At 41.3% G+C, this 2350-nt stretch carries 1 protein-coding gene; it reads left to right on the top strand.

Features of this window, described 5'->3' with window-relative positions; all coding sequences use genetic code 11:
- A partial coding sequence (gene rpoC, locus ACRCJ0_RS12145) for a DNA-directed RNA polymerase subunit beta' (protein ID WP_431390585.1) occupies positions 1–2350 on the top strand: 2350 nt, incomplete at both ends.

The following is a 2350-nucleotide window of genomic DNA, read 5'->3' as shown; positions in this document are numbered from 1 at the left end:
AGCTTCACCAGACAAGATCAGATCATGGTCTTACGGTGAGGTTAAGAAACCCGAAACCATCAACTACCGTACACTTAAATCAGAAAAAGAAGGTCTATTCGATGAAAGAATCTTTGGACCTTCTAAAGACTGGGAATGTTCTTGTGGTAAATACAAGGGCATTCGCTATGCTGGTGTTGTCTGTGACCGTTGTGGCGTTGAAGTTACACGTTCTAAAGTACGTCGTGAACGTATGGGTCACATTGAATTAGCGACACCTGTAACACATATTTGGTACTTCAAAGGTATCCCATCTCGTATGGGCTTGATGTTAGACATGAGCCCACGTTCGCTTGAAGAAGTTATCTACTTCGCATCTTACGTTGTAACAGATGCTGGTGATACGCCATTAGATTACAAACAATTGTTATCTGAAAAAGAGTACCGCGATAACAAACGCGAGTACGGCGAAGGTTTTAAAGCAGCAATGGGTGCTGACGCCATCAAGACCTTGTTATCACAAGTTCAAATTGATAGCGAAGTTGTTGAATTAAAAGAAGAATTGAAAACAGCTAAAGGTCAAAAACGTACTCGTGCAATTCGTCGTTTAGACGTTTTAGATGCTTTCCGTAAATCAGGTAACGATCCTGCGTGGATGGTAATGGATGTTATTCCAGTTATCCCACCAGAATTACGCCCAATGGTTCAATTAGATGGTGGTCGTTTCGCTACGTCTGACTTGAACGACTTGTACCGTCGTGTAATCAACCGTAACAACCGTTTGAAACGTCTATTAGACTTAAATGCACCAAATATTATCGTGCAAAATGAAAAACGTATGTTACAAGAAGCGGTTGATGCTTTATTCGATAACGGTCGTCGTGGTCGTCCAGTTACTGGTCCAGGTAACCGTCCATTGAAATCATTGTCACACATGCTTAAAGGGAAGCAAGGACGTTTCCGTCAAAACTTACTTGGAAAACGTGTTGACTACTCTGGTCGTTCAGTAATCGTTGTTGGTCCTTCGTTGAAGATGTACCAAGCTGGTTTACCAAAAGAAATGGCCCTTGAATTATTCAAACCATTCTTAATGCGTGAATTAGTTGCCCGCGATATGGCAATCAACGTGAAACATGCAAAACGTAAAATCGAACACCAAGATGAAGATGTTTGGGACGTTTTAGGCGAAATCATTCGTGAACATCCAGTTCTATTGAACCGAGCACCTACCTTACACCGTTTAGGTATCCAAGCCTTTGAACCGGTATTGGTTGAAGGTAAAGCAATCCGTCTTCACCCCCTTGTGTGTGAAGCCTACAATGCCGACTTTGATGGTGACCAAATGGCCGTCCATTTACCATTAGGTGAAGAAGCGCAAGCAGAGGCACGTTTATTAATGCTAGCTGCTACGCATATCTTGAACCCTAAAGATGGTCAACCAGTTGTTACACCATCTCAAGATATGGTCTTAGGTAACTACTACCTAACAATGGAAGAACCTGAAGTAATGGGTGAAGGTATGTTAATGTCTTCTATTAATGAAGCGCATATCGCCTACACTAACGGTTACGTGCAATTACATACACGAGTTGCATTCCCAACAGATGCACTACCTAAAAAACCTTGGACTGAAAACCAAAAAGGTAAATTGATGGTGACAACTATCGGTAAATTATTCTTTAACGAGGTAATGCCTGAAGAGTTCCCGTACATCAACGAACCAACAACTGAAAACTTAGAATCATCTCTATCTGACAAGTTCATCATGGAACCAGGTACAGACGTAAAAGAGTTCATCAGTCGTCAAGATATGGTTTCACCATTCAAGAAAAAATACTTAGCGCGTATCATCGCACAAGTATTTAAAGTATCTAAGATTACTGAAACTTCAATTATCTTGGATAAAATGAAAGACTTAGGTTTCAAATACTCTACACGTTCAGGTATTACCGTAGGTGTGGCAGATATTACAAACCTAGAATCAAAAGCGGCGTCTATCCAAAAAGGACATGACCGTGTTGACAAGATTACAAAACAATACCGTCGTGGTTTGATTACAAACGACGAACGTTATGACCAAGTTATCGATACTTGGAACAAAGTAAAAGATGAAATCCAAATCGCCCTAATGAACTCACTTGATCAAGATAACCCATTCTTCATCATGTCCGATTCAGGTGCCCGTGGTAATATTTCTAACTTTACCCAACTTGCTGGTATGCGTGGTTTGATGGCCGGACCTAACGGTAAGATCATCGAGTTACCTATCTTGTCTAACTTCCGTGAAGGTTTGACCGTACAAGAAATGTTTATCTCGACTCACGGTGCCCGTAAAGGTATGACCGATACGGCCCTTAAGACAGCCGATTCA

The organism is Aerococcus sp. L_32, assembly GCF_050689315.1.
Note: the sequence above shows the minus strand (reverse complement) of the source record. Positions and strands in the feature narration are given on the sequence as shown.